22 protein-coding genes are annotated in these 25,732 nt (G+C 44.0%); 10 read left to right on the top strand and 12 right to left on the bottom strand.

What is annotated here, in order from left to right; genetic code table 11:
- The first annotated feature begins 372 nt into the window (after positions 1-372).
- The 3 genes from glgX to AB4185_RS01425 all read left to right on the top strand — a co-directional run bounded on the left by glgX (position 373) and on the right by AB4185_RS01425 (position 5,207).
- Positions 373-2,346 (top strand): glycogen debranching protein GlgX, encoded by a 1,974-nt coding sequence (gene glgX / locus AB4185_RS01435; protein ID WP_372134712.1) that lies wholly within the window; start codon positions 373-375, stop codon positions 2,344-2,346.
- A gap of 258 nt (positions 2,347-2,604) precedes the next feature.
- Positions 2,605-4,347, top strand: a complete 1,743-nt coding sequence (locus AB4185_RS01430) for a diguanylate cyclase domain-containing protein (RefSeq protein ID WP_372134710.1) — start codon at positions 2,605-2,607, stop codon at positions 4,345-4,347.
- Between the two features lie 131 nt (positions 4,348-4,478).
- The gene (locus AB4185_RS01425; RefSeq protein ID WP_017069730.1) at positions 4,479-5,207 is read left to right on the top strand and encodes a tRNA (adenine(22)-N(1))-methyltransferase TrmK; all 729 of its coding nucleotides are present in this window, start codon (positions 4,479-4,481) and stop codon (positions 5,205-5,207) included.
- A 105-nt stretch (positions 5,208-5,312) separates the two neighbouring features.
- Here AB4185_RS01425 and AB4185_RS01420 read toward each other — a convergent pair whose 3' ends face one another.
- Positions 5,313-6,257 carry an acyltransferase gene (locus AB4185_RS01420; protein ID WP_229648081.1) on the bottom strand — a complete coding sequence of 315 codons (945 nt, stop codon included), beginning with the start codon at positions 6,255-6,257 and terminating at the stop codon, positions 5,313-5,315.
- Positions 6,258-6,589: 332 nt separating this feature from the next.
- Between AB4185_RS01420 and AB4185_RS01415 the strand changes: the two genes are divergently transcribed.
- Together AB4185_RS01415 and AB4185_RS01410 are read left to right on the top strand one after the other, a co-directional pair.
- Positions 6,590-7,390, top strand: a complete 801-nt coding sequence (locus AB4185_RS01415) for a ferredoxin--NADP reductase (RefSeq protein WP_372134708.1) — start codon at positions 6,590-6,592, stop codon at positions 7,388-7,390.
- A gap of 612 nt (positions 7,391-8,002) precedes the next feature.
- Positions 8,003-8,995 carry a 2-hydroxyacid dehydrogenase gene (locus tag AB4185_RS01410; protein ID WP_065583768.1) on the top strand — a complete coding sequence of 331 codons (993 nt, stop codon included), beginning with the start codon at positions 8,003-8,005 and terminating at the stop codon, positions 8,993-8,995.
- A gap of 120 nt (positions 8,996-9,115) precedes the next feature.
- On the opposite strand, the gene AB4185_RS01405 is transcribed toward AB4185_RS01410, so the two are convergent.
- Together AB4185_RS01405 and AB4185_RS01400 are read right to left on the bottom strand one after the other, a co-directional pair.
- A complete protein-coding gene (locus AB4185_RS01405; protein WP_065583767.1) occupies positions 9,116-9,988 on the bottom strand; it encodes a patatin family protein in 873 nt (290 codons plus the stop codon).
- Positions 9,989-10,205: 217 nt separating this feature from the next.
- On the bottom strand, positions 10,206-11,657 hold the full coding sequence (locus tag AB4185_RS01400; RefSeq protein ID WP_017066332.1) for a catalase: 1,452 nt from the start codon (positions 11,655-11,657) through the stop codon (positions 10,206-10,208).
- A gap of 386 nt (positions 11,658-12,043) precedes the next feature.
- On the opposite strand from AB4185_RS01400, the gene AB4185_RS01395 reads away from it, so the two are divergent.
- Positions 12,044-12,253 carry a hypothetical protein gene (locus AB4185_RS01395; RefSeq protein ID WP_065583766.1) on the top strand — a complete coding sequence of 70 codons (210 nt, stop codon included), beginning with the start codon at positions 12,044-12,046 and terminating at the stop codon, positions 12,251-12,253.
- A 163-nt stretch (positions 12,254-12,416) separates the two neighbouring features.
- Here the strand turns inward: AB4185_RS01395 and AB4185_RS01390 are convergent, their stop codons facing one another.
- From AB4185_RS01390 to AB4185_RS01365, 6 genes are all read right to left on the bottom strand, one after another.
- A complete protein-coding gene (locus AB4185_RS01390) occupies positions 12,417-13,298 on the bottom strand; it encodes an L-ribulose-5-phosphate 3-epimerase (RefSeq protein ID WP_065583765.1) in 882 nt (293 codons plus the stop codon).
- An 8-nt stretch (positions 13,299-13,306) separates the two neighbouring features.
- Positions 13,307-13,954, bottom strand: coding sequence for a 3-keto-L-gulonate-6-phosphate decarboxylase UlaD (locus tag AB4185_RS01385; protein ID WP_017064001.1), 648 nt, complete (start codon positions 13,952-13,954; stop codon positions 13,307-13,309).
- Between the two features lie 4 nt (positions 13,955-13,958).
- Positions 13,959-14,780, bottom strand: a complete 822-nt coding sequence (locus AB4185_RS01380) for a pyridoxal phosphatase (protein ID WP_017064002.1) — start codon at positions 14,778-14,780, stop codon at positions 13,959-13,961.
- 87 nt (positions 14,781-14,867) lie between these two features.
- Positions 14,868-15,566: an L-ribulose-5-phosphate 4-epimerase gene (locus tag AB4185_RS01375; RefSeq protein WP_017064003.1), complete on the bottom strand. Its 699-nt coding sequence runs from the start codon at positions 15,564-15,566 to the stop codon at positions 14,868-14,870.
- A gap of 10 nt (positions 15,567-15,576) precedes the next feature.
- Positions 15,577-16,044, bottom strand: coding sequence for a PTS sugar transporter subunit IIA (locus AB4185_RS01370; protein ID WP_017069724.1), 468 nt, complete (start codon positions 16,042-16,044; stop codon positions 15,577-15,579).
- 66 nt (positions 16,045-16,110) lie between these two features.
- Positions 16,111-17,949, bottom strand: a complete 1,839-nt coding sequence (locus AB4185_RS01365) for a PTS ascorbate-specific subunit IIBC (protein WP_017060920.1) — start codon at positions 17,947-17,949, stop codon at positions 16,111-16,113.
- Positions 17,950-18,288: 339 nt separating this feature from the next.
- Between AB4185_RS01365 and ulaR the strand changes: the two genes are divergently transcribed.
- The 4 genes from ulaR to AB4185_RS01345 all read left to right on the top strand — a co-directional run bounded on the left by ulaR (position 18,289) and on the right by AB4185_RS01345 (position 21,211).
- Entirely contained in the window at positions 18,289-19,044 is a 756-nt protein-coding gene (ulaR, locus tag AB4185_RS01360) for an HTH-type transcriptional regulator UlaR (protein ID WP_017064005.1), read from the top strand.
- 120 nt (positions 19,045-19,164) lie between these two features.
- Positions 19,165-20,232: an L-ascorbate 6-phosphate lactonase gene (gene ulaG, locus AB4185_RS01355; RefSeq protein ID WP_017060922.1), complete on the top strand. Its 1,068-nt coding sequence runs from the start codon at positions 19,165-19,167 to the stop codon at positions 20,230-20,232.
- 68 nt (positions 20,233-20,300) lie between these two features.
- The gene (locus AB4185_RS01350; protein ID WP_017065673.1) at positions 20,301-20,543 is read left to right on the top strand and encodes a hypothetical protein; all 243 of its coding nucleotides are present in this window, start codon (positions 20,301-20,303) and stop codon (positions 20,541-20,543) included.
- 206 nt (positions 20,544-20,749) lie between these two features.
- A complete protein-coding gene (locus tag AB4185_RS01345; protein ID WP_017060924.1) occupies positions 20,750-21,211 on the top strand; it encodes a hypothetical protein in 462 nt (153 codons plus the stop codon).
- A gap of 43 nt (positions 21,212-21,254) precedes the next feature.
- On the opposite strand, the gene AB4185_RS01340 is transcribed toward AB4185_RS01345, so the two are convergent.
- From AB4185_RS01340 to AB4185_RS01330, 3 genes are all read right to left on the bottom strand, one after another.
- Entirely contained in the window at positions 21,255-23,486 is a 2,232-nt protein-coding gene (locus tag AB4185_RS01340) for a hypothetical protein (RefSeq protein ID WP_372134706.1), read from the bottom strand.
- 431 nt (positions 23,487-23,917) lie between these two features.
- Positions 23,918-24,256 carry a hypothetical protein gene (locus AB4185_RS01335; protein WP_017060926.1) on the bottom strand — a complete coding sequence of 113 codons (339 nt, stop codon included), beginning with the start codon at positions 24,254-24,256 and terminating at the stop codon, positions 23,918-23,920.
- Positions 24,257-24,496: 240 nt separating this feature from the next.
- Entirely contained in the window at positions 24,497-25,717 is a 1,221-nt protein-coding gene (locus AB4185_RS01330; RefSeq protein WP_372134704.1) for a winged helix-turn-helix domain-containing protein, read from the bottom strand.
- Between the last annotated feature and the right edge of the window lie 15 nt (positions 25,718-25,732).

The raw sequence follows: 25,732 nt of genomic DNA, 5'->3' as shown, positions 1-25,732 counted from the left end.
AAAGGCAGTAATGGTAGTCGTAAGATAGAGAGGTTTAGGGTTTCCCCTGATTCGTTTCAACGGGGTCAATATTAAGAGGGGATGACAAGTTTGACTTCCTCCGCCCCTAAGTTAATTAAGGGGGACTAGAGGGGAGTAGAAAATATACAGAATGGTGTTTTAAAGAGGTAGATCACTTAATATAGGAGGAGTAGACAGCACACAGATCTAATTATTCAACATAAGTGAGATCTAGCTCAAATATATAATTTGAACTTCATCGATGAATTATTTTTTTTACCGTAATTAATCTGTGAAGTTGCTTGACCTTATTGTGACAAAGCTTTTTACTTATAGTTCACTGATGTCGATAAACGAACAAGAAATCAAGCAATGACTAGAACGCTCGCTCGCCCTTATCCGCTAGGCGCAACGCTAGGTAACACTGGCTGCAACTTCTCTATTTATTCTCCTGACTGTAAATCTCTTTCACTCGCTCTTTTTGACGAGAACGACGAATTCACCACTTATAAATTGGAAAATGAATACGCTGATATCAGATATGTCTTTATTGATGGTATTAAAGCGGGGCAAAAATACGGCTTCATTGCCGAAACGGACAATGGCCCTATCCTGCTTTCAGACCCGTATGCCAAAGCAATAAGCGAACCGCTCGATTACGTCACGCCATATACCAATGAAAAAAGCTTTGCTATGGCGAAATGTGTCGTTGTTGATGACACCTTCGATTGGCAAGATGTAGAAAAGCCACGCATTAGCCGCGAAGATACCGTTCTTTTTGAAACGCATGTAAAAGGTCTATCTCAACTGCACCCAGAAGTGGCTGCCAATACTAAAGGACGCTACTTAGGGTTAGTGAGCCCTGAAATGCTTGCGTTCTACAAACAGCAAAATATCAACTCTCTACAGCTTCTACCCGTTGCTGCGTGCATGCATGAGCCTCATCTCTTGGACATGGATAAAGTGAACTATTGGGGATACAACCCATACTTGTTCATGGTGCCAGACCCACGCTACGCAGAAAAAGACGCCGTTAATGAACTCAAAACCGCCATTCGTGAACTTCACCGCAATGGCATCGAAGTCATTCTAGACGTGGTGTACAACCACACGGCAGAGGGTGGCGAAGGTGGTACCACCTTCAACCTCAAAGCGCTAGATAGCCGCTACTACATTAAACATGGCTGCCATTACGCGAACTTCACTGGCTGTGGAAACACCGTCGACCTTACCCACCAGCCAGCACTCAACTTAGTAATGGATACGCTTCGTTACTGGGTAAGCGAATTCCAAGTCGACGGCTTCCGTTTTGACTTGGCAGCGACACTGGGGCGCGAAGGTGACAACTACAACCCTGAGGCTGCTTTCTTTAAAGCCGTAGCTCAAGACCCTGTACTTAAAGAAACTAAGTTAATCGCAGAGCCGTGGGATATTGGTCCTAATGGTTATCAAGTGGGTAATTTCCCGCTTGGTTGGAATGAATGCAATGACAAGCTGAGAGACATCACACGTAGCTTCTGGCGCGGTGATCAGGGTTACCTAAAAGAGTTTGCTACACGCCTAATGGGCTCTCGTGATATCTACAGTGCAGCGCACTGGCCTTACAAACTCACCGTCAACTACATCACTTACCATGATGGCTTCACCATGCAGGACCTTGTCTCGTACAAGCACAAGCACAATGAAGAAAATGGTGAGAATAACCGCGATGGGCATGGTGATAACCGTTCTGAAAACTACGGTGTTGAAGGTGAAACCGAAAACCTGTTAGTTATCGCAACACGTGAAAAGCAGAAACGCAACTTCATGGCGAGCCTGCTGTTTGCTTTTGGTATTCCTCATATTTTGACGGCCGATGTGTTATCTCATACTCAAAAAGGTAACAACAACGCTTACTGCCAAGATGGCGTGACCAGCTGGCTTAACTGGGAAGATTCAGAGCGCAAGACTTACTTCAAGACTTGGTTATCTGAAATGATCTCTGCTCGTCAGCAATACATGGTGCCGTTTATTAAGGCATTCAGTGGCGAAAAGCGTAACTCTAACCGCATCTTCTGGAGCCGTGTCGATGGCACACTTATGGAGCATGACGACTGGAACCGCTTAAGCTCAGTCGCTTTGCATTTAGGTATTGGTAAAGATGGCGACGAGTTAATTTATCTTATCAACCAAACCAATGCGCCAGCACGTTTCTCGTTACCGAATGACCGTGAACAAAACTGGGTAACCATCTGTGATACCAACTCGCGAAACGTCAAACCCGGTCATGCAGAAGGTGAAATGTTGTTATCTCCAGCTTCAATGGCGATTCTGCACTATTCGCCAGACAAGACTGATTTAAGTTAAGTTAAGTTAAAAGCTAAGCCAGCTTAATAAAACACCGAAAATCATAGAAGCCAGTTATATTTACAGCTGGCTTTTTTGTTAGCTGAATATCACAAAAATCATTCATCCATATGGAATCATTTGCATTGATGTGGTTAATGAAACTGTTTAGTATTGCCGTACTATAAAAATGAATCTATAACGTCTTTGGATATCATGGCTTTACCTAAAACATTAATTCGGCTTTTTAAACCATACATTATTTTATTAACTGGAGGGATGCTCTATCTTGCTATGACTCAGCTTGAAAAAGTAGAAACAGCAGCAACAGAACAATCATCATCAAACATTCGTATCGCAAGCTCTACCATTCGTTCCAACATCGAAGCCACATTCGGCAAACTCTATTTTTTAGAAACCAGTCTAGGCTTGCCTAAAACGGCTCCAATCGGTGATAAAAAATTCAGAGAATTGAGTGATAATATTCTAAGAAGAACACCAAATTTCTCCGATATCGTTCGATACCAACCTAACTCCCAACATTATGTCTCCACTCGTGGCCTTCCTCTTTCCAATGAACAAATCGCCACAATACAATGGCATTCAATAGACGGTGTTGTAGAAGATTTTTACATCTCTTCCGTTTACCAAAAAGCCGATGGACGATGGGTTTTCGCCGTTAAACACACTGCAGAAAAGCTCAACGAAGAAATATGGATTGAGTTTGATTTAATGCATACCACGCAAGGTTTAAGAGATTTAAAAACGCTTAATAATGGCTATGTATTTGTTGTAGACAGAGCAACAGAGCGACTGGTATTCCACCCGGATCCACAGCGTATCGGTTCTAAATCCATCAGCTTCCATGCAGGGATCAGCCACCAACTCTCACAAGGTGAAACCGTTGGTAAGCACGAATATTACTATCAAGATAACTTCAAAATATCGGTATTTGACGCAGACAACAGCTTAAATTGGGTGTTCATTGCGGGCACTGACCGCCATGACATCTTAACCAGCTCACACCAATTTACGCTAACTGGCTTGGTACTTGGTTCACTGCTTCTATTGTGGATTGGCGCAAACTATTTGGCTTATCGTTTGAACGTGTCCTTGTCACAACTGAATAAAGTCGATGACCTTGTAAGCTTTAAACGAGAATTAAAATCCATACTGGATAGTTTCACCTACCAAAAAGGCATTCAATTCTGTCTCTATCAGCCTGAGAACCACGCATTCAGTACCATCGACTATCACGGAAACAAATCAACGGTACATTGTGACAAAGCCCTTGCCGAACGATTTACACCGGACACCATGGCTTACCGAAGCGGAAAGTACGCAGACCCATTAGCGTGTAAACTCAAAATAAACCAACGCCATTACTGTATTCCTTTGCACTCTCGCAAGCAGTTGATCGCAGTGTTGTACGTAAACGCAAACTTACCGATCAGCCAGAGTATTCTGCGTATGATCAGAGATTACACGGAAGTCTCACTGTCCAACTTACTGCTTCAGCACCAGTTGAGTAGCAAGGACTTGATGACGCAATTAGACAACAAAAGTAGCTTTAATATTGCACTGGAAAACTACGCCAACCAGCCTGAAACCTATATAGCTCTACTCGATATCGATAATTTTGACCACGTGAACCGTGCTTATGGTGAAGCTGTGGGTGACAAGATGATCAAGCTGACAGCAGAAGCACTACGCTCGTACTTTCCGAAGCCTAAAGGACTATGCCTTGCTCGTATTGGAGGCAAAGAGTTCGCAGTATTATTTAAAGCAAACGACGGCAACGACGCCAAGTTCCAACTAGACCAGTGCCGAATTGGCGTAGCAGAGAAAACTATTGTGACGCCAGACATCAGCCTCTCTTTAGGCGTGAGTGTCGGTTTTTCACAAATAGAGGGAGAGCCAGATACAGCTCTAGCACTGGCGGAGCAAGCAAAGTTGATTGCTCAACAGCTTGGAAAAAATCGAGTTGAAGGCCACATCAGGGCTGTTGCCAAAGCATCGTAAACCTATACTAACAATTCTGTAGCCACTACAAAGCACCTAGGATTCACACCCTAGATGCTTTTGTTTTTCTAGAAAGTCATTACAATGCGCCTTCGATAAGACAACACCCCTTTTCTAACGACGCGAACCTTATGAAGCTAAGTAACCGACTGCAAACTCTCCACTCCCTTGTCAGCAATGACTACCAGCATATTTGGGACTGTTGCTGTGATCATGGCTTTTTGGGTGTTCAACTGTTATCGGATAATAAAGCGCCTCAGCTTCACTTTGTCGATATTGTCCCGTCTCTTATGAGCGATTTGGAAAGCAAACTTACGCGTTACTTTCCGCAAGGTGCAATAGCAGAACAGAAAGTGACTAGCCAATGGCAAGTCTACTGTATGGATGTCGCCGCTATCCCGCTTGAGAAACATACTGGCAAACACCTGGTGATTATTGCGGGCGTCGGTGGCGATCTTACTCAAAAGCTCGTCGATGATATTCATCGTCAACACCCAGACAAAGCGATCGATTTCTTGCTTTGTCCGGTGCATCAGCAATTCGAGTTGAGAAGCCATTTAAAGGCGATCCATTTTGGTCTTATTGATGAAGTGTTGATTGAAGAGAACCGTCGTTACTACGAGATTTTATTGGTGAGTAATAGTCGCGGTGATTCAGAAAAGAGCCAAACCGTTAGCGAGATATCAAACGTCGGTGACAAGATCTGGACACCAAGTTGTGATGAACAAGTGAAGGTATCACAGCAATACAAAGCCAAAACATTGCAGCACTACTTACGTATCCATCAAGGACAAGAGAAGCAAGGCAAACCTAGCCAAGTAAAGCATATTATTGATGCTTACCAGGCGGTTAAGCCATAGTAAGTACTAACTTAATGGTTTGAATATTAAGAAAGTCAAATTAATAAAAAAGCCGATAGTTCAATGAGCTATCGGCTTTATTAATGCTATCGATTCAGTTTTAGCTTACTGTTCTTGTTTCTTATAAGCCACATCAGGCTCGTCAACTGTCTCTACCTCAGAAGGCTTATCAACCCCATAAACCGTATCAAGGTAGACGTCTTTCTCTTTCCACGTGCTGTTCAACCAATTGTGGAAGCGACGTTTAAAAGCCTTATCTTCAAAGTAATTACCGTTCACGTTCTCATCCATTGGATGCAATTTAATACGCACAACGACCTTAGTCATTTTGCCCTTCAGCATATCTTCAAACGGAGAGGTTTGGTTTTCAGGGTAAGCTAAGGTCACATCCACGATGCCATCCAAAATTGGGCCCATTGCAGATAAAGCAAATGCCACGCCCCCAGTTTTCGGCTTCAATAAGTGGCGATAAGGGGTCTTTGCTGACGCCAGTTTCTCGTGGTTTGCACGAGTCCCTTCAACAAAATTAACCAATGTTGTCGGTGCTAATTTGAACTTAGTACACGCTTTATTGATTGCATTAAAATCATCATTACGGCGTTCTGGGTTGCGTAATAGGAACTCACGAGAGTGGCGTCTCATGAATGGCATATCTAAGCCCCAGCAGGCCAAGCCAACAAATGGTACGTACAACAATTCATGTTTCAAGAAGTACTTCGTCATCGGCATTTTGTCTTTTAGGATTGAAGACAAAATCACAATATCTGCCCAGCTTAGGTGGTTAGACATCATCAAATACCACTGCTTGGTCGAAATATCTTCCCCCCCTTCCACTTGCCATTCGATATCGTTATTGGCGTTCAACATCCATAAATTAAGAGAAGCCCAACACCAGAATGTGAAGTTAGCGAGACGAGTACATGACTTCTGCACAACAGGGATTGGAAGAATTAGTTTAATGAGGCCAAAGAAGCTTACGGTAAACGCAGTCATTGCAGTATTGATGGTCACGAACAACACGTTCAAGGCCATACGAAGATTATCAAGCATAAAACACGGCTATATTGAGATCGAAAGCCGCCATTATACGCATCTATAAATTATTCTCTTCAGTAATTGATTGAATATCCTAGGGGTCAAACCACTCAACCTATGTTAACGATGTTCAACCAGCTAAAGTCTATTAAAACGAAACCAAAAACACATGTACGAGTCATTTGGACTCAAATAGTATATTGTCTTTTTGACAACATTCGACCCAATAATTAACCTCCAATCAGTATTGATAAGCATTCTCATTATTGGCGTGGTACATGCAACTCTAAAGTGTAAATAGTTGAGTATCCTTAATGAGATAACTTCTCTTCTTAAAGGTGGATGATATGACAGATATTCCTCATGGTTTAGTTACAGGCAAAGTCCTAAACAAAACAGAATGGACAGATCAATTGTTCTCACTCCAGGTTAGTGCACCTGTCTCTTCTTATCAGGCAGGTCAGTTCACGAAACTTGGCTTACTTAACAGTGAGGATGAGTTCGTAAGACGCGCCTATTCGATGGTGAACGCGCCAGAGCATGAGCAAGGACATCAGCATCTAGAGTTTTTGATTATTAAGGATCAGAACGGTCAGCTCTCGCCTCAACTTCACGAATTGCAAGCTGGTGATGACATCTTTGTCGGGAAAGACCCAAGTGGCTTTATGACATTAGATGAGATCCCAGAGATCGCCGACGATCTATGGATGCTTTCAACCGGAACCGCGGTAGGCCCATTTATCTCAATACTTGAGAGCATGCAGATACAGCAAAATGAGTTGGCTTCAGACAAAGCCTCTTCATTCAAGAATCTGGTTCTAGTGCATGCTGTAAGAACAGAGCAAGACCTGACTTATCGAGATCGTATCACTCAACTCGTTAATCACTTTCAAGGGAGACTTAAATATGTGCCAATTATTTCTAGAGAATCAGTTACCGGAACTTTGCGCGGACGAATCCCAAATTTGTTACTTGGAGGCGACCTCGAGCAAGCCGCGTCTGTCGCTTTCAATCAAACCCGCAGTTTTTTCTACCTTTGCGGCAATCCGCAAATGGTTCGTGACACAAGCGAAGCGCTAACTAGCTTAGGTTTCGAAAAGCACTTACGCAGAAAACCCGGTCAATTCAGCAGTGAGAACTACTGGTAAATAACAACCGCCACTCGTTAGACAGAAGCACAACTTTCAAAGAACAGTTAGAGAAGAGGTTTTATATGAGTCATTTACGTATTCCGTCACACTGGAAAATTCAACGTTCCACACCCGAAAGTAAGATTCATTCAATATTGATGAACTTATAAGCAAGCAACCTCGTAATGTGATTTTTAATGTTCAATAAGTGAAGACAAAAGATCAAATAACCATAGCAATTACAATGACTAATGGTGATAGACAAGAGAAAAAAACTCTAGCACACTGAACAGAGTTGTAGGGCATGTTGACCTATCGAGCTGATTTTTGCAGCCGTTTGTGGGTTATTTATACAAGGCAGAGAATTCGACGTGTAGCTCGCCTACATGAGAATTCGATAACGCTGTAGAAAGGAACCACAAACACTGCCCGAAGGGTTCGGCTAAAATCGTTTTACTCTTTGTTGAGAGGGTTTTGCTTAGAATGACTAGGCGGCAAACCTCTCGTCGCGATTAAAACGATTTTATCTCGAACAAAACTTAACCGCGAAAGGTCAACATGCCCTTGTTTTAATCCCGTTTCAGAGAATGAATCAGTGGGTTATTTATATTTTAGGTAAGAGAGGAAGCCATGCTCAACATTGCTTTTTTTAGCTCCAAATCATACGACGAAAAATCATTCGAACTGGCAAAAGGCGAACTCAACGCTGAGTTTCATTTTCACGATTTTCGACTCACCACAACAACAGCAAAAATGGCGCACGACAACGAAGTGGTTTGTGCGTTTGTAAACGATGACCTATCGCGAGACGTGTTAGAGATTCTTGCTCAAGGCGGCACCAAGTTAATCGCGATGCGCTGTGCGGGCTTTGACAAGGTCGACCTAGACGCAGCCAAAGAGTTTGGTCTGCAAGTGGTTCGCGTTCCGGCTTACTCACCAGAATCGGTAGCAGAACACACGGTTGGCATGATGATGTGTTTGAACCGTAAACTACACAAGGCATACCAACGCACTCGTGATGCGAACTTCTCTCTTGAGGGGTTAGTTGGCTTTAACTTCCACGGTAAAACGGTCGGTATGATTGGCTCGGGTAAGATTGGCCTAGCGACGATGCGAATTTTGAAGGGTTTAGGCATGAATATCCTATGCTATGACCCATATCCAAACCCGTTAGCTGTTGAGTTAGGCGCTAAATACGTTGAACTCGACGAACTTTACCAAGAGTCTGATGTGATTTCTCTACACTGCCCAATGAGTAAAGAGAACTACCACCTATTAGATGCGACTGCGTTTGAGAAGATGAAAGACGGCGTGATGATTGTCAACACCAGCCGTGGTGAACTACTGGATTCCACAGCTGCTATCGAAGCGCTTAAACAGAGTAAGATTGGCGCACTTGGTCTTGATGTGTATGACAACGAGAAAGAGCTGTTCTTCCAAGACAAATCAAATGACGTGATTGTCGATGATGTGTTCCGCCGTCTATCTGCTTGTCACAACGTGCTGTTCACAGGTCACCAAGCTTTCTTAACCAAAGATGCTCTGTTCAATATCGCGAACACAACACTCACCAGTGTTGATGCTTTCTTTGCTGGCAACACCAGCGGCAACGAACTCGTTTAATAACAGATTGAGTTAACAGCAGGCTGAGTTAAAAACAAACTAGGTCTACAGATACAAAGCCACGCTATTCTGAAGTGAACAGCGTGGCTTCGTCGTTTATTCAGTATTCTAAAACCGTTCCTAGACGCAGAAATGACAATCTTCAGTGTCTAAACCATAAACGCCTTTTCTAATAGCAAGGTGCTCTTCACCGGCTTTGACGCCCATCTCGTAACCTGTATTAAGAGTACTTTGATCCATAGTTAAACGCTTAACCGCGAAGGCTTCAGGTGGCGCTATCACTTTAATAGTCGCATCTTTGGGTGGGTTACGAATGAACTCCAGAGACTGGTTGTAGTTTTCAGCACGTACCGCCATCGACTCAGCAATATTCGGGAATTTCTTTAATAGTTTCTTCAGCATCCATTGGTGCTTTTGAGGCTTCATTCGGTAGCTCAATGGGTGAGACAGAATCACGGTAATATCGCGTGCGCCACGGCGATATGCTTCACGAACCGGAATCGAATCGGCTACACCGCCATCGGTATAACAGCCACCAGAGAAACACGGAGTTTCACGGTAAGCGATAGGTAAAGCCGTTGTTGCTTCAACAACATTAGAAAGGTTTTCTGGCTTAATATGGTAGTAGTCTGCACTGCCCGTATCGACATTTGTGACAGCAGCAATGAGTGGGATACTTGAAAACAACTCACCACAATCGAGCGGATAACGTTGATTGGATTCGTTCCATAACCATTTAACATCTACCAAGTTACCGCCTTTGGCAAAGCGAGCAGGATTAAAGAAAGTTTTATCCGTCGCCATCGTGGTGATCACATCATAACTGCGTTTTGGTGCATGAGATAAGTAGCCAACCAGATTCGACACACCTGCAGATACGCCGATGGCAAAATCATAAGGACGGAAATCGTCTTGCATGAAGGCGTCTAAAACTCCAGCAGCAAAAATACCTCTCATTGCTCCACCTTCAACGATTAATGCGCTCTTATTCATCTCAAACTCTTCTACTTTATAAACTGATAGTCGTAGAATAATCCCATCACTCTTACAAAGATAATGGGATAGATTTATCAATTCGATAGGTAAAAACTATCAATGTGGATTATTAAATTTTTCAATGATTTAGGGTTGCTTAATAAACAGCGAGATCAAAAAAGGCCGTTGAGTGATTCACTCAACGGCCTTTCAATTAACGAATCAAGATGATTTATTACGACTTAAATTCGCTCACGTCGATTTCAAGCAGTTTACCAATGCCTTCACCGTATGCAGGGTCAGCTTTGTAACAGTGTCTTAGGTGACGCAATTGAATCTCTTTTGGCACGCCGCCTAGGTTGCGAGCAGTGTTATCAAAAAGAATCGCTTGCTTCTCTGGTGTCATTAGGCGGAACAAGTCACCCGGTTGCGAGAAGTAATCTTCATCTTCGCGGTGATCCCAGTGTGCTGCTGCGCCATCTAGGTTCAGTGCTGGTTCAGCGAAATCTGGTTGCTCAGCCCATTGACCTTCGTTGTTTGGCTCATAACCTAATGTGCCACCGAAGTTACCATCGACACGCATCGCGCCATCACGGTGGTAGCTGTGTACTGGGCAACGAGGCGCATTCACTGGAATGTGCTGATGGTTTACACCCAAACGGTAACGTTGTGCATCACCGTAAGCAAACAGACGACCTTGCAGCATCTTGTCTGGCGAGAAGCTGATACCTGGAACTACGTTCGCTGGGTTGAATGCTGACTGCTCTACTTCTGCGAAGAAGTTTTGCGGGTTACGATTTAGCTCAAATTCGCCCACTTCGATCAACGGGTAATCTGCATGAGGCCAGATCTTAGTCAAATCGAACGGGTTGTATGGAACCTTCGCTGCATCCGCTTCTGGCATCACTTGTACTTTCAACGTCCATTTCGGGAAATCTTGGTTATCGATGCTGTCTAGCAAATCACGTTGGTGGCTTTCGCGATCATCACCGATCACTTGTGCCGCTTCTGCATCAGAAAGGTTCTTAATACCTTGCTGAGATTTGAAGTGGAATTTCACCCAGAAACGTTCGTTATCAGCGTTGATGAAGCTGAACGTGTGGCTACCAAAGCCGTGCATGTGACGGTAAGTCGCAGGGATACCACGGTCACTCATTACGATAGTAATTTGGTGCAGAGCTTCCGGCAAAGAAGTCCAGAAATCCCAGTTGTTTTTCGCGCTACGCATGTTGGTGCGTGGGTCACGTTTCACCGCGTGGTTTAAGTCAGGGAACTTAAGAGGATCACGAAGGAAGAATACTGGCGTGTTGTTGCCCACCATATCCCAGTTGCCTTCTTCAGTATAAAACTTCAATGCAAAGCCACGAATATCACGTTCAGCATCGGCAGCACCGCGCTCACCCGCAACTGTAGTGAAACGTGCAAACAAGTCGGTTTTTTTACCTATTTCAGAGAACAATTTTGCCTTGGTGTATTTTGTGATGTCGTGTGTAACGGTAAATGTGCCGTAAGCACCTGAGCCTTTCGCGTGCATACGACGCTCTGGAATCACTTCACGATCAAAATGGGCCAATTTCTCCAAAAACCAAACGTCTTGAAGAAGTTGTGGACCACGTTTGCCCGCCGTTTGAACATTCTGGTTATGAGCGACAGGACAACCTGCTGCTGTAGTTAGTTTTTTACTCATGATCGATTCCTTAGAGGGTAAATGTGCACAATCGTTGTGACACCGTAAATTTAAGTAGACCCAGCATTTAAACCATTGAATTAGTGTGGATAAAGAATAGGTCGGCATTAAAAATAAACATAATCGTTTCTATTTATCTTTGTTATAGATAAAACCTATCAAGTTGACTGTTCATTTCTTCACACGAGACTGAACAACAACATCCCCGCCAAAGTTGGCATAATCCCATAAGAAAGACCATGGTATCAGTTTGCGATCAAATTTCACTACTTGCATATTGAAATCATAGTTTGAGGGCATCGTTCAAAACTTTGGGCTTAGCAGAGTGGCGTTGAATTAATCGATGATGATATAGTCCACCATAATAAAATATATTGGATATTATCATGCACTCTAGCGACATTATGAAACTGGCAAATTTGGGCGTTAATATCGAAATTTCAAAAGATTCTTCATTGCATCCTTCTGATGCGTTAGAGGTCGTGAAGATTGTTGCTGAAATCGGTAGCCAAATCGTCATCAAGAAGAAATACCATACGGACTACCTAATTAAGATGGCTGAAGTAGGCCGTGATCATGTGACTATTGCTGTTTAAGAACAGCCACTATTTCGAAATTGACATAACCTCAGCTTCAACAGTTTAGAGCGACATGTTGATATAAAAATGCAGCATATTGGGGGGCAATATGCTGCATTTTCTCTTTTCGTTAGGAGCATTGAGAACGCAAAGAGAAACGGGTTAATCATTCTAAGTAGAGCTAGTGGTCAAACAACATCGGAACACCCGTTTGCACACATACCTCGTTCAAACGCTTTTGTGCCGTCAGAATATTCTCTTTCCAACGCTCATCTTGAGCCCACATCTCAATCACGAGTGGTACGACGCACTCAGTCTCTTTCAACGTTTCAAAAATGGCATTAAAGTCGACTTCACCATCACCAATCACTAAGTCTCGAAATTGACCTTTGTATTCGTCAGTCACTTTATAAGTGTCTTTGAGGTGGATCTGAGTGATATGAGGCTTGCTCAACTTTAGTTCCGTCACTATGTCGTAATTCCAACCGGAGATATTACCCACATCTGGATACGCCGTGAAATACGGTGAATTGACTTCACGACTCAGCACTTCAAACTTGCTCAAAGAGTTCAAGTAATCGGTATCCATGATCTCCACAGCGAGCATAACGCCCGACCTTTCCGCCAACTGCGCAGAAAGCTTCATGCCTTCAATGAACCTCTGGTGAGTCACCTTATCCGCAGGCTCGTAGTAAACGTCATACCCAGCCAATTGGATGGTACGAATACCCAATTTGTAAGCGAGTGAGATCGCTTTTTCCATATGGATAGCCGCTTGTTCACGAATCACCGGATCTGCAGATCCAAATGGGAACTTGCGATGCGCGCTTAAACACATGGATTGCAGCGGTACACCATGCTTTTCACACAGGCGACGTAAGACATACACTTCATCGTCATTCCAATCCAAACGGCTACGGCGCTCGTCTGATTCATCTACCGATATCTCAAGAAAATCAAAGCCGAGCTCTTTGGTTGTTGCCAGTTTGTCTTCCCAGCTGAGTTCGTTAGGTAGGGCCTTCTCATAAAGCCCTACTCGGTGGCGTAATAAGTTTTGGTACATAACGCCTCCTAATTCCAGTAACGGTCGATCTGAGCTTTTAGTGCTTCTGCTGTTTCTTTACCTTTTTCACCCGCAAGTGCGCGACCTGCAATAAAGGTTTTCGCTTTAATGCCTTCAAATAGGTAAAGGTCTTCAGGCACGATGCCACCTGTGATAGAAAGCTCGATGCCCATTTCAGACAATGCACGCATCTTCACAAGATCTTCTTCAGTCCAGCCCACACCAGCTAATTCAGCGTCACGAGAACGGTGATAGATAGCTTGAGAGATACCTAGGTCGACCCAAGATTGAGCATCGTCCATTGTCCAATTGCCGTAAATTTCGATTTGTATTTCACCGTTAAATTCGTCAGCGACTTTCTTACACGCACCAATGGTTGCGATGTGTGCAGCCGCAGAAACGGTTATCCAATCAGCACCCGCTTCGAATGCCATTCGAGCCAAAATTGCGCCGCCATCGGTGGTTTTCATATCGCACACAAGGATATGGTCTGGGTGGTTTTTACGAAGGGTAGAAACCGCTGTCATACCTTCAGCAAAAGCCAAAATAGTGCCCACTTCAATCACATCAACAAAGCTTTCAACGTTGTTTGCCACTTCAATTGCGGCAGGAAGATTTGTTTGGTCTAGGGCGATCTGAATCATTGGTTTAGTCATGTTGTTATCCTTTAATTTGTTCACGTATTAGACGGGCTAAGCCATCATGGTTGTTATCTGTTGAGCACACGCGTTGAACGTGTGATTTGACGATGTCATCAGCATTGAGCATCGCTACACCGAATCCGGCGTACTTAATCATGGATATGTCGTTGTGGTTATCACCGACGGCAATGACGTCATCGGCGTGATAACCGAGTTCTGCGATGTATTCAGCAAGGCGTAGGCCCTTACTGTTACCTTTTGCAGCAAAGTCGATTCGGTTTGACCAAGAACGCTCACCGTTGAAGTTCTCTCCTATCCATGGGTGTTGCATTAAACGGTCGACGGAATCTTGGCTCCCCTCTACCACAAACTTCCAAACGTGTTCAGCTTGTTGAGCTGTTTCTATGAATGATTCCACTTGGTAAATTTGTGGGCGATGTTGCTCTGGTGCCGTTTCAGCCCAGCTTTCCAATGCCAACATGTAGGCAAATGGGTTGTACTGTGAGTACGTCATGGCATGAGTTATATACATCACCATCTTGAGCTGAAACTCGTCAGCCATGTTAATGAAAGTAAGTGCCTTATCTTTCTCTATGGCGTTTTGAGTCAATACCGTTTCAGTTTGATAGTCATAAACATAAGTGCCGTTACAGCAGATGATTGGAGTATCTAGCCCCAATTCGTAATAGTAAGGTCGTGCTGCTGTGTGGTGTCGGCCAGTAACAATCATGACGTGACAACTTTGTTTGGCTTCTTGAATCGCCTTTTTTACTTCTGGATGAATCGTGTGATCATCCTTTAACACGGTTCCATCGAGATCTAACGCCAGCACTTTATACATAGAGTCCTCTACTTATTCCCTGAAGTCGGGCCTAATCAATATTGAAGCTACTTCGAATAGAAACGACTTACTTAAACGAAATCCGATTTACTGTTGGCCGTAATAAGCATTTTCACCGTGCTTACGTAAGTAGTGTTTGTCGGATAGTTCTGGCTGAATTTTGATGCCGCTATTCAAGGTGCGCGTTGCCAACGCCATTGCCGACACTTCTTCTAATACCACCGCGTTATGAACGGCGTCGTTGGCATCTTTGCCCCAAGAGAACGGCGCATGTCCTGCAACAATCACACTTGGAACGGCCATTGGATCGATTCGACGTTGCTTGAACTCTTCAATAATCACCAAGCCAGTATTTTTCTCGTACTCTTCAGAAATTTCAGAGTGAGACAATCGACGTGTACATGGGATGTCACCGTAGAAATAATCAGCGTGAGTGGTGCCTAAGGCTGGGATGTCGATACCCGCTTGTGCCCAAATGGTGGCACTGCGTGAATGCGTGTGAACAATGCCACTCACTTCAGGGAAAGCTTTATAGAGCTCTAAGTGCGTTGCGGTATCGCTTGAAGGATTGAGTTTCCCTTCAACAACCTTGCCTTCGAGATCGACGACCACCATGTCTTCAGCCGTCATATCACTGTATTCGACACCTGATGGTTTAATCGCTATCACTCCGTTAACACGGTCAAACTCAGAGACATTACCCCAAGTAAATGTCACCAAACCGTATTTCGGAAGTTGCAAATTGGCTTCTAAAACACGTTGTTTCAATTGGCTATATTTAGACATCGTTGCCTCCTTACGCCGCTTCCGCTTGAAGCAATGCAGCATCAATTAAACGCGCCACTTCTTCTGGGCTTTTGCACGCGCGAAGTTTTGAGAAGTCTTCATCGAATTCAATCAAGTTCGCCACTTGCATGGTGCCTTCGATGTGCTCTTCTGAGTCCTTACCCGCTAGTGTTATCAGCACATCTACAGGCTCATCAACACCTTCAAACGTAATTGGCGTTTCAAGCACGGTTAGCGCAAACCCAGTACGAATAACACCGTCTTCAGGGCGGCAATGAGGCAGTGCGAACGCATCGTGAATACAGATATAAGGGCCTTCTTCGCCAATCGCTTTAGTAATCGCGTCGTAGTAACGCTCTTCAGCCACGCCCGCTTTCACCAATGCGTCAGTACCTAGCTTAATCGCCGCTTTCCAGTCAGCTGCTTTTGCGTTCAGTAGGATAGAGTTATTCTTGATAAGAGATTCTTTTAAGTTCATGTTATTACTCACTTATATAATTGTTTTTATTGGCTCAGCAGTGCGACACCACTGAGCCGTTTTTAATTATTTATGGAAGTTGTTCTCGATGATGGAAACAAGTTCGTCGCCGAAAGTTTTCACCATAATCATGTTCTTAACCGCTAACTGTTGCTTACCTTCCGGCAGACCCGTGATCTTCGCTGCAAGAGCAACCGAAGTAACGATGATGTCGAATGAACCAAGGTGTGATTTGTAATCAGTGATGGCGCTGTTAAAGGTCGAGCTTGGGATGCCTTTCTTGTCCAAATACTCTTTGATTTTCTTAGAGCACATCATTGAAGAACCTTGTCCTGAGCCACAGCACACTAAGACACGAACCGGTTTCTGGTCAGCGGCTGGTGAGATTCGAGTTTCTGATGTTGTAGAAGCTGCCGTTGTTGAAACAGATGGTGCTTCAGCGGTTGCTGTCGATTGTTGTGGAACCGCGACTTCAACCTCAATACCTTCAGGCGTTACTGCGGTCATTGTTTCAGCAGCAGCTTCTGCGTCTTCTTCAGCTCGTAGTTGCTTAGAAGCGAAGTACATGTAGATGCCAGCCAAAGCCAAAATCACAAAGAAGAACATGCTAGAGCTTGAGATACCTTGCATGATTGGTGGGAATACCAGAGCCCAGTCAGCCATGCCCATCCAGCCATTAAACTCAGTACCTGATTGAGCGAAGATATGGATTGCCCACGCAGAGCCAACCACTTCGATGATGCCCATCACGAAACAGATCTTCATCACCGCTTTCCAGCCACCAAAGTGGTTAGCAAACACACCGATAGTGGCGTTCGAGAAGAACATTGGGATAAAGCCAGGAATGATCATGATTGGTGCGTCAAACGCTAGCATTGCAAGAACAGCGGTGAATTGACCCACTGCGCCCCACATGAAACCAAATACCATTGCGTTAGGAGAGTAGGCGTAAATAGCAGCACAATCGATTGCTAAAACAGCGTTAGGAATAAGGCGTTGAGAAATACCGTTAAATGCCTCGGACAGTTCCGCAACGAACATGCGAACACCAGTAACGATGACTTGAATGGCAACAGCGAATTTCAAACCAGTTTCAAAAATGTAGATAAACCAGTGCGTTTTACCTGCCATGTCCTGAAGGTTATCAAGACCGAACGAAAGAAGAATAATGCCGAAGAAGCCAGTCATTACTAACGTTGTTGCAGCGATACTGTCGTGGAAAATGTGTAACCACTTAGGCAGTTTGATGTGGTCAACACTGTCGTTCTTGTCGCCAAGCTTCGGTGCAACCTTGGTGGCTACCCATGAAGCAAACTGTTGTTGGTGACCAATCGAGAAACCCGCACCACCAGTGACTTCTTGAGTCGGCTTGAACATGATGTTTGAGGAGATACCCCAGTACAACGCCATCAATATTGCTGAATAAATAATGGTTTCCCACATACCTGCACCAAGCACGAAGTAGAAAACAGCAATGAGGCCAGCTTGCTGGAACATGATATGCCCAGTCAGCATGATGGTTCTGATACCCGTAATACGTCGGAAGGCAACAAGTAGAATGTTTAGCCCAAGAGCCAGTAATACTGCATACCCAACCCAAGAGTAGTTGTCGCCCATGGTTTCCATGGTGGACATCATGGAGGTGTACGGGTCAATTACCGATCCCGTTAATCCATGTATTTCACTCATTTTTTCAATAACCGGTTTAAAACCCGCTACCAATGTTCCTGCACCTACCTGCACTATCATGAAACCAACGATGGTTTTAATAGAGCCGGAGATAACAGTTGTTGCGTCACGTTTTAGAAGGATGTAGCCGAGACAAGTAACAAGACCGAGTAGCAACGGTGCTTTGGTCATTACCTGACTGTAAAAAATATAGAAAATATCGTATAAGAATTCCATATCTTTACCCCTGATTGATTTTTAATTTTAATGATTTGTAGGATGTGATGATTCTAGTTTTGCTCACGAACTAGACTTTACCAATCAAAAGTAATCATTCAATGCTCACTTGTGATTACTTTGATTTATATCAATTAACCACACCCAGAATGTGCTTAATTGAGCTTTAGATCACACATAAAAATTATAAATACAATAAAATCAACCACTTATAAAACATTGTGATTAATGTCTGGTTTTTATAGCGATGTGGTTTGACAATCATGATGGTGATTATTAGAATCAAAACAAATCAAAAGTAATCATTAAATTGTCACAACGACAAAAAGAGTGATAAATATGAATGAAGTACAAAGACATAACGGCATCTTGTCGCTGTTAGAAGATATGCAGACAATCAACGTCTCTCATATTATTGATAAATTTAGCGTTTCTCCTGCTACTGCTAGGCGCGATATCGCTAAGTTAGATGAAGTTGGCCGACTTAGAAAAATTCGAAATGGTGCGGAACGAGTAGAAACTCAGAAGAGAAAGTGGTCACCACTGAATATCAACAGCACTGAGTTCTATGAAGAGAAATCAGAGATTGCTCAAGCAGCTGCAGGGCTTTGTCAGGCTGGCGATACAGTCGTGATCAACTGTGGTTCGACGGCTTTCCTACTCGGTCAGCAATTATGTGGCGATGACGTTCAAATCGTAACGAACTACTTTCCACTCGCAAGCTACTTGATCAACGAAGATCATGACGATGTCATCATCATTGGTGGTCAATACAACAAAGCGCAGAACATCTTTCTAAACCCTGCCCCTAATTCATTAGGCGGCTATGCGGGAAACTGGATGTTCACCTCAGGTAAAGGCTTAACCGATGCCGGGCTGTACAAAGCCGACATGTTAACGGCCGTAGCCGAACAACAAATGCTCGAACAGGTCGATAAGCTTGTCGTCGTGGTCGATAGCTCAAAAGTTGGACAACGTACCGGAATGCTCTTTTGCAGCACCAAGCAAATAGACATTGTCATCACCGGTAAAGACGCCAATCCCGAAGTCGTAAAACTGATTGAAGCTCAAGGGACGCAAGTCATCCTAGTTTAAATCGCAGGGCTAACTAGCCCACCAATAATAATAAATTTAGCTCAGTGCCTTAATCCAAATTAAGGCGCTCGGCTCCCTACATCCAAAATTAATCAAATTATTGAAATAAAAGGTATTATCATGAGCAATGTAAACGAAATCACTCGCGAGTCTTGGATCCTAAATACATTCCCTGAGTGGGGCACATGGTTAAATGAAGAGATTGAACAAACAGTTGTGCAACCGGGTACGTTTTCTATGTGGTGGCTAGGTTGTACAGGTATTTGGCTAAAATCAGAAGAAGGTGCAAACCTATCAATGGACTTCTGGTGTGGTACTGGTAAAAAAACACAAGCCGTTCAAAAAATGAAAAACCAGCACCAAATGATGCGTATGGGCGGTGTGGAAGCACTTCAACCAAACCTACGTACCGCGATCTTCCCATTGGACCCTTTCGCTATCAAAGAGATCGATGCAGTTATGGCATCTCATGACCACGGCGACCACATTGATATCAACGTTGCAGCGGCAGTTCTACAAAACTGCGGCGACCACGTTAAATTCATTGGCCCTAAAGCGTGTGTTGATTTATGGATGAAATGGGGTGTGCCAGAAGATCGGTGTGTTATTGCTAAAGTTGGCGACGAGATCAAAATCAAAGACGTGAACATCAAGGTTCTTGACGCATTCGACCGTACAGCTCTAGTGACACTTCCTGAAGGAACATCTTCCCTAGACAAAGAAATTCTAGACGGAATGGACGACCGTGCAGTGAACTACCTAGTAGAAACAACAGGCGGTTCAGTTTACCACTCTGGTGATTCTCACTACTCAAACTACTATGCTAAACACGGTAATGACCACAAGATCGACGTTGCACTGCTTTCTTACGGTGAGAACCCACGTGGCGTAACAGACAAAATGACATCTTCAGACATTCTTCGTGCTGCTGAGTCTTTGAACTGTGAAGTAGTTGTTCCGTTCCACCACGACATTTGGGCTAACTTCCAAAATGACCCGCGTGAAATCGAAATGCTGTGGAACATGAAGAAAGAACGTCTTCAATACGGCTTCGCACCTTTCTTCTGGCAAGTTGGTGGTAAATACACATACCCAACAGATAAAGGCCGCATGCACTACCAGCACTTCCGTGGCTTTGCAGACATCTTCACAAATGACCCAGAACTGCCATACCGCGCATTCTTGTAAACATTAAGAAAAGCACTAACTAGGGAGCAATGCGCTCCCTTTTTTTATCATCGAATAAGGATGTTGATATGGTATTACGTGAGTTCAAAAAACATTTCAGTCGTGGCGACCTGAAAGCAGCAATTGGTGTCGTGTCCCCTGGAGCTAATGGTTATTACTTAATGGTCAAAAGTCATAAGTGGGGAGTAAACAGCTTTCTTGAATCCGACAGAAAAATGCAACCCAGGGTATTCAAGACTCAACAAGCTTTGTTGAACGCCGCTAAAGCGATCGGCTTTCCTTACCACTCGATCGATATCCAACATCTCTAACCGCTCATATTCCGATTAAATTAAGATCGGAGAGAGCCGTTATTCCAGCGGAACAAGCAAACCATTCGCCTAGCGAATAAAAGAAAACAGAAAGCATTTATTAATCCACTCGATAAAAATAATTCTTACAATTAAGCGTTTATATTCATTAATAATATTGGCGGCGGGCGGCATAATAGCCGCGAATCCTTCTAACGAGTTTGGTTATGTTCTACAAGCGTCTTTTGGTATTGGCTTTACCGCTTACTTTTGTGTTTCCCATCCATGCTGAAACGTTTGGTGAGCGAATGGCGCGCATCGAACAAGAGAATGTACTGGCGAAAACCATGAGTGAAGAACAAGTTGAATTGATACAAAAAGTCGTACAGACCAACCACTGCGCTAAAGTGGCGTTAACCCATCACCAACGCATTTTGGGGCAATATAAGGTTGAGACGTCTTCTTCTGAGTTATTCGTAAAATGGCGTCAACTCGGTAAGCAGTTAGACGCTCAATACGAGACAGATTACCCCGGCTACCCTAAGCACGCTTTTCAAGAATATCCAGCAGCTTCAAGCAAAGTCGATGGCTACCTTTTTGCTTTAATCGACAATGGTTTAAACGAGCAATCGTGGATCGCCAAAGAGTTTAAGCAGTGTAAAAAGAATAAGCTAATATCCCGAACCTAAGCTCAAGTCTGCTCTGGTTCGAGAGTACTCACTCACATTGGTTCTAATAAAGTAAGAACAGCCCTTCATAACCGCCAATTTCGATTTCACTCACATAGTCACCAACGTTACCGTTGGCATCAACAGGTTTCATTGGAACATCCAGCGCGATGGTGAGTTTTGCCGCGTCATAAAAGCTCGGATTCTTACCGTGGAAATCCGTGCGATACAACACACGACCATTGCTGAACTCTCTCGCTAACACCATGTCCTCAGGGCCACCAGCAACCACCTGATTTTCAGATTGATACATAAAGTACGTGAACGTCGGTAGAACGTGAGTGATACCATTGGGCAGATCAGCATGCACCATTTCGTTCATCGAGGAATCGCCAACGATGGTGTAGTCAGCAGGCTGAGGTGTCGTTGTCGAAAGCATCAAAGGAATCGGCGCAAAGCCATGTGGGATTTGATGACTCGGCTCTCCCAAGTCAACGGCCAATAACGAACTGGGTTGGTAGGCGATGTTTTTAGGGACACCACTTTGCCAGAAAGTGTCAGCCGTCGTATTGCCACTTCCATAGACGTAACCATTGTTCCACTGATTAAAGTAGCTATGTTGAGCGTGTCGATTGAGGTGGTAGATCGCTAGGGTCGAGTATTGGTCTTGCTTCCAATTATCTTCACTATTTCCAAGATACTGAACTCGCCCATAACGCGTTGTCGCCTGAAAAATAACACTTTGCCCATTGTAGGCGAGCGCAGAATTATCCCAGAATTTTGAGAGCCCCGAGTAACCACTAAACCCAGTAGACGGAAAAATGTAGTGCTCGCGTAAATACAGAGAGCCCGCCTCGCTAAGATGAGACTGTCCATTTCGACCCAGTAAGTTCGCGGTTCCGATATTCAACCCAATCGACGCATCACTTTCTAAAGCAGAAAGATTTTTGAGAAACGCTGAAAATTGTTGCTTGTAGAGATCATCCGCTTGATTCAAACCCGCAACAGCTCCTAACTCTTGAACATGCCCGCCAGAGTGAACATAGAACTGGTTCGAGCCAATGAGTTTATTTGTGTCGTCGTTGTACGCACCATTCAAACCTTGTCTTGCCCAGCTTTGCTTGTAGTAGCGATGAATAGCAGATAGATAATCCGCGTTTGCGACGTTCGTTAGCGACCAAGATGAGTTAGCGCTCCACATTCGACCAAATGGCACCACTCTTGATTCCCAACGAAAACGTGCTGTCGCGTTCTTATTGGTTCGATTTCGATACTCGCTTGGCGACAAGTAGTTATCACCATCTAGATCTGCAGACACATCAAAACCACGGATTTTTCGCCATTGGCTGATAGCATTGCCGTCCGGGGTTGAAGTCGGAGCATCGGTTAACTTGACGGTTGGAAAACTGTTTTTGAGTTTTACTTCTTTTAAACGCGGCCTGTCGTCGGCATTCTCACTTTGCCAACGAACTCTCACAACGTATAAGCGCCCACCATCTCTCAAAAAGGTTGAACCAAAATACTGGCCGCCGCCATAACTCGCACCGCTCCCATCATGAGTTGTAGCTCTTAACCAGTTATCCGGAAGGTTCCAGATCACCGATTGGTTTTTGGTCATATTGAGCGTTTTGTCTTTCTTTACATCAAGCCTTTCCCATTGTGAAACCCTACCCTGAGAATCAATAGCAGTTGGGTATTCAATCCAAAATTCACCGCTGCCAGCAAACTGTGAGAACTTAAAGGTCAGCCGTTCGAACTGTTCAGCATGATAGACATACAAAGCCCCACCCTGTTCGAAATTCTCAAACACATCGGCATCCCACGGAGGCTCTTGATACAACCAAAAACCAGCATGGTCTTCACTGGCTGTATAACCCAAGATCATAGGTTTTCGGTTTAAAAGGGTCTTTTCGCCATGAGTTTTATCAACTTCGGCAATGACAGTATCTTCAGAAAAGTGCAGGAAATAGTCTTCGAAATTGAGGCCTTCTAACTCAGCTTGGTTACGGAGATCGTTCTCCAACCAACCCGAGTTCATCGCCATGACTTGGTTGTACATATAACCAATTGTCGTGGCCCGCTCATTGTCGGCTTTGTCGGCATAAGCTCCGAACACAATATCACTGTTGGAAATTTCCCAATCAATGACGGCATTCGTAGATAGTGGGGAGCCCGAAAGATCAACACCCGCTTCATGTTGCCCAGGTAATACTACCGCTGTACCAACGGCAAATGAGTGACTAGCAACCAAGTATGATGGTATGAGCGCTAGTACCCAAAGAATGTAGGTTTTCATTATCAAAAGTTCCTAATCGATACTGTCATGCCTTAAATCACAAAACGAAAAGTCAGCCAACTTACGTGTCAATTTAGGAATCAAAATACGAAAAAAGTATCGACTACATGGCTCTATTGTTCAAGTGCTCGTCTGTCTTGTTTCATCGGTGGCAAGTAAGACGAGCAAATGCCGATTCAAAATCAATGCATTAAGGAAAATATAAGTTTTTGTGATTTTAATTTTATTTGGAAACCAAGTATCTCCGGCTAACGAGAAATCAGCTCAGATTTTCTCAAAATGAGAATAATACGGTTTGGAAGATGAGAAGTTATCAGAGCCTAGAACTCAGAATAGGACTTGGATTTGCTGTATCGAATCTCAGTTTGAGCGCCACACTATTGAAACTCAATTTGGATAGGCTGTCTAAACAAGAACGATGACAACGCTCCTTAAAGCCTCTTGTTCCACTTCCCTTGATGGTCGCGATCGCAATTTTCTTGCGTATCGTAGCTAACATGCTTATCGATATTCTTCAGTTGAATTCCAACTTGATTGAACGCTTGTTGAATAGCCCCTGAGACACTCTGTTGACCTTCGCCACTTAAGAAGTTCGTTCTATCCTGATTGGTATCGAATACACAGACAATTTTCAAACTTTGCGGAAAAGAGGAAAAGTTGACCGAGTGAGTCACCCACAAAAAACCATCGAAGCCTTTCAGCGTGTCTTCACAAACGTCAGTTAACACGTCTCTGATTTGATTCTCGATTTTCTTATCTGATTTACGCATGCGGCAAAGGTCCTATTTAACACCTTAAAAAATAAGGTTTTTCGGTCAGTTTCGTACTACCTGATATTGGACACTGTGGCGGTTTCAAATGCAAAGTATTTATTGGGGAGAGTCGACTGGAAGATATAGAGGAAACGCCTCATGTTTGATAGCTTACGAGGCGATCAAACATGAGACGAGTATAGAATTTACTAAAACATTAGCTCGCCGCTTGTTCCCAATCAGTTAATAACTTCATGATTACGCGAGAGTCTTGGTGGGTTGCCATTGGCTCATCAAGCGCTTGCCAAGATCAGAGGGCGTGGTGTTATGGACGATCATCTCATCACATTGGTTGAACACCATGAAGTGTTTAAGCTCATCGCATAAGGCGTGAATTAATGATTCATGGTTTTTAATTCGCTCTTCCACAACCAAGTTACGGATATTGAGCAAACCACTCTTCCTGTCGACCTTGCAATCCATTCGTGCCACCAGCTCACCTTGCCACAGAATCGGTAAGCTAAAATAACCAAACTGACGCTTGGCCTCTGGAACATAGCATTCTAGGAGGTAATCAAAGTTGAACAATGATTGCATTCGCTTTCGTTGAATCAGCAGGTTATCAAACGGAGACAGTATCTTAAGCTTGGTTCTGGAAAGAGGTTGATTCAGCAGTTCAAAAGCACCTGGCAGGACATAGTAATCAGAGCCTTGAATATCTACTTTCAGAACCTGCTTATCTTCAAGCATCTGTTGGAGTGCTCTCTGAATCAAAGGCTTTGTGTTCTTGAGTAGGTAGCTCATTTCCGACGCTATTCCAACTCCGTTAGCCTCTAAATAACGTGTTATCAGATGCTCGATGTACTTTTGTTCTGTCGGCTCAGAGGTATCAATTCCGCTCGGTAAAACTCGCTCGGTTAGGTCATACACCTTATGAAAGTTAACTCGGCTTGGCACCATTAAGTCGCCTTGCATGAACAATGTTTCTAATGCTTGCTTGGCCGGTTTACCGCCCCAACCGCCGGGGTTTGGCCTATCCCCTTCAAAATCTTTCGCCATCAACGGCCCTTCATTCTCAATACGTTTGAGAACATGAGCCATCAGTGCGTCATCCTTTTTATACCAATGCTTGAGCTTACCGCTCGCAAAGCCATTCTTGCGGTGTAGGCTGAATCGGAAGTCACGCATGGGTAAATACGCGGCGGCATGCGACCAATACTCAAATACTTCTCGACGCTCTAACAGCTTATCAAGATGGTTCAGTTGGTAATCTTGATTGCGATTCCAAAGCGTGTGGTGGTGAGCTCGCTGAATCACAGAGATGGTATCAATTTGCACATAGCCAAGGTTTTCAATCGCAGACAACGTGTTCGCCAAAGCGCCCCCATTGCGTTGCTTTTTAGGTGGCAACTTCTTAGGCGGCAGCTTTTGCGAAAGCAATACCAGTTTTTGAGCTTGAGCGAGTGACAGTGATTCCATGAAATTCAGACTCTA

It is taken from the genome of Vibrio sp. 10N.286.48.F5, from assembly GCF_041469785.1.
Taxonomy (GTDB): domain Bacteria; phylum Pseudomonadota; class Gammaproteobacteria; order Enterobacterales; family Vibrionaceae; genus Vibrio; species Vibrio crassostreae_C.
Note: the sequence above shows the minus strand (reverse complement) of the source record. Positions and strands in the feature narration are given on the sequence as shown.

What these genes read in the sequence shown, in the direction of transcription:
- glgX (WP_372134712.1), top strand. Translation starts at nt 373, where the DNA reads ATGACTAGAACGCTCGCTCGCCCTTATCCGCTAGGCGCAACGCTAGGT.
- AB4185_RS01430 (WP_372134710.1), top strand. Translation starts at nt 2,605, where the DNA reads ATGCTCTATCTTGCTATGACTCAGCTTGAAAAAGTAGAAACAGCAGCA.
- AB4185_RS01425 (WP_017069730.1), top strand. Translation starts at nt 4,479, where the DNA reads ATGAAGCTAAGTAACCGACTGCAAACTCTCCACTCCCTTGTCAGCAAT.
- AB4185_RS01420 (WP_229648081.1), bottom strand. Translation starts at nt 6,257, where the DNA reads ATGCTTGATAATCTTCGTATGGCCTTGAACGTGTTGTTCGTGACCATC.
- AB4185_RS01415 (WP_372134708.1), top strand. Translation starts at nt 6,590, where the DNA reads ATGACAGATATTCCTCATGGTTTAGTTACAGGCAAAGTCCTAAACAAA.
- AB4185_RS01410 (WP_065583768.1), top strand. Translation starts at nt 8,003, where the DNA reads ATGCTCAACATTGCTTTTTTTAGCTCCAAATCATACGACGAAAAATCA.
- AB4185_RS01405 (WP_065583767.1), bottom strand. Translation starts at nt 9,988, where the DNA reads ATGAATAAGAGCGCATTAATCGTTGAAGGTGGAGCAATGAGAGGTATT.
- AB4185_RS01400 (WP_017066332.1), bottom strand. Translation starts at nt 11,657, where the DNA reads ATGAGTAAAAAACTAACTACAGCAGCAGGTTGTCCTGTCGCTCATAAC.
- AB4185_RS01395 (WP_065583766.1), top strand. Translation starts at nt 12,044, where the DNA reads ATGCACTCTAGCGACATTATGAAACTGGCAAATTTGGGCGTTAATATC.
- AB4185_RS01390 (WP_065583765.1), bottom strand. Translation starts at nt 13,298, where the DNA reads ATGTACCAAAACTTATTACGCCACCGAGTAGGGCTTTATGAGAAGGCC.
- AB4185_RS01385 (WP_017064001.1), bottom strand. Translation starts at nt 13,954, where the DNA reads ATGACTAAACCAATGATTCAGATCGCCCTAGACCAAACAAATCTTCCT.
- AB4185_RS01380 (WP_017064002.1), bottom strand. Translation starts at nt 14,780, where the DNA reads ATGTATAAAGTGCTGGCGTTAGATCTCGATGGAACCGTGTTAAAGGAT.
- AB4185_RS01375 (WP_017064003.1), bottom strand. Translation starts at nt 15,566, where the DNA reads ATGTCTAAATATAGCCAATTGAAACAACGTGTTTTAGAAGCCAATTTG.
- AB4185_RS01370 (WP_017069724.1), bottom strand. Translation starts at nt 16,044, where the DNA reads ATGAACTTAAAAGAATCTCTTATCAAGAATAACTCTATCCTACTGAAC.
- AB4185_RS01365 (WP_017060920.1), bottom strand. Translation starts at nt 17,949, where the DNA reads ATGGAATTCTTATACGATATTTTCTATATTTTTTACAGTCAGGTAATG.
- ulaR (WP_017064005.1), top strand. Translation starts at nt 18,289, where the DNA reads ATGAATGAAGTACAAAGACATAACGGCATCTTGTCGCTGTTAGAAGAT.
- ulaG (WP_017060922.1), top strand. Translation starts at nt 19,165, where the DNA reads ATGAGCAATGTAAACGAAATCACTCGCGAGTCTTGGATCCTAAATACA.
- AB4185_RS01350 (WP_017065673.1), top strand. Translation starts at nt 20,301, where the DNA reads ATGGTATTACGTGAGTTCAAAAAACATTTCAGTCGTGGCGACCTGAAA.
- AB4185_RS01345 (WP_017060924.1), top strand. Translation starts at nt 20,750, where the DNA reads ATGTTCTACAAGCGTCTTTTGGTATTGGCTTTACCGCTTACTTTTGTG.
- AB4185_RS01340 (WP_372134706.1), bottom strand. Translation starts at nt 23,486, where the DNA reads ATGAAAACCTACATTCTTTGGGTACTAGCGCTCATACCATCATACTTG.
- AB4185_RS01335 (WP_017060926.1), bottom strand. Translation starts at nt 24,256, where the DNA reads ATGCGTAAATCAGATAAGAAAATCGAGAATCAAATCAGAGACGTGTTA.
- AB4185_RS01330 (WP_372134704.1), bottom strand. Translation starts at nt 25,717, where the DNA reads ATGGAATCACTGTCACTCGCTCAAGCTCAAAAACTGGTATTGCTTTCG.